Annotated in this window: 1 protein-coding gene; it reads right to left on the reverse strand. The window is 41.2% G+C overall.

The genetic code is table 11. From position 1 onward, the window contains the following. Nucleotides 1-93: 93 nt before the first annotated feature. Nucleotides 94-1401 (reverse strand): peptide-methionine (S)-S-oxide reductase MsrA, encoded by a 1308-nt coding sequence (gene msrA / locus CWB78_RS17940; RefSeq protein WP_138596778.1) that lies wholly within the window; start codon nt 1399-1401, stop codon nt 94-96. Between the last annotated feature and the right edge of the window lie 324 nt (nt 1402-1725).

Consider the following 1725-nt stretch of genomic DNA (forward strand, 5'->3'; position numbering starts at 1 on the left):
TTGTGTGTGAAGATGTTGTCAATTGAAATGCAGCGACCTTATTTAAGTCTCGCTGCTTTTTTTTGTTTAAAATTTGCCTATTTGCTAATTAGCTTAAATATCATCTGATCTGTTTATTTCATCACGAGCGACAAATTCTAACACCGTGGCATTAATACAATACCTATCTTGACCTTTTGGCCCTTCACCTGGAAATAAATGACCTAAATGAATACCAGTACTTTTAGACTTAAGCTCAATACGTTGCATTCCCCAACTGTTATCTTCATGTTGCGTTACGCTGTCTTTTACAGGGTGTGTAAACGACAACCAGCCAGTACCCGAATTAAATCTGTCGCGGGTATCAAATAATGGCTCACCGCTTAATTTATCAATAAAAATGCCATCGGGGGTGTTTTTAAAAATAGCGTATTCTTTGCAATATGGGCTGTCGGTTTTAGCGTTAAACGCTACTTTATAAGCTTCACTGTCACCGAGTTTAAATGCACCTAGCGCTTTATAAAACAGCTCGGCATCCATATAACCTTGGCGAGAATACACTTCTACTCCATCTTCTAAAAATAGTATGGTGGGTGTAGCCCAAGTTGCACTTTTGATAGTTAAGCCGCTAAGCTGATCAGCATGGCGAAATGTCATTGGTATTGTGCCTTTGTAGTCATTGGCTACCGCCGCTTTAAACTTTTCACAGTAAGGGCAGTAATCACGAGAGTCTAAAATAACAATTTGTTTGCCAGTCAACAATGCAGTGTTATCAACCTGCTGCTTTTCGTCTTGACTAAAAACAACACCGGTTGAATGATCTGGGCAATAGCCGTTTGGATTTTTTTCAAGATAATTTTGATGATACTCTTCTGCAGAGTAAAAGCGCTCAAGTGGCTTAATTTGTGTAGCAATTGTTCCATAACCTGCTTTGGTGAGTAACTGCTGATACTGTTGTGTTACCGCAAGCGCGGTGTTTGCTTGCTCGTCACTTGTAGTTAAAATAATAGAGCGATATTGAGTGCCTACATCATTACCTTGGCGGTTCTTTTGAGTCGGATCGTGGCTTTCGTAATAATTTTGCAGCAGCTCTTTTGCCGAAATAGTATTGCTATTAAATGTAACCTGCACCACTTCAGCGTAGTTATCTTCATCAAAGCGACGCGATAGCTTAGTTATATTTCTGTAGGTTGGTTTAAACCCATGCCCATCGGCATAACCCGACTCTGCATCGAGTACCCCATTAAGTGCTTCATAGCGTTTTTCTGCCCCCCAAAAACAACCCGAGCCAAGCACTAGCTTTTCTACATGCATGGTGGCATTTAAATCACTGGATTTAGTTACCTCATCTGACGAGATAGCGCTCATCGTACTTAGTAATCCCAACATAGCAAATGTAGCTAATATTAACCCCTTAAACATACGATTACCTCTTAGTTTTAGTTACTCTAGGGTCTGTTGACCTTCCAAGGTTAAATTTGCAGCAGTCTGTTTGGTGTTTAGGCAAGACAGAGCCTATGTGGTGTGGTTATTCCCCATAAATAGGCGATAACGCAGCATCAATGCCAAACAGGCGCTGCCCGAAGGGTTCTGCCTAGGAGCGATTTAGTCTTTGTTGCTCGGTTTTTACTTAGCCCACTAGGTTACAAAACTCGCGCCGCGATTAAACCGCTCCTAGTTTGAACAAATTTTAATCCGCAAATGGTCAACAGTCACTCGCCTTGCTGCTATTGTTTTACACAGACC

The sequence above is a fragment of the Pseudoalteromonas sp. S1612 genome, from assembly GCF_005887175.1.
Classification (GTDB): domain Bacteria; phylum Pseudomonadota; class Gammaproteobacteria; order Enterobacterales; family Alteromonadaceae; genus Pseudoalteromonas; species Pseudoalteromonas undina.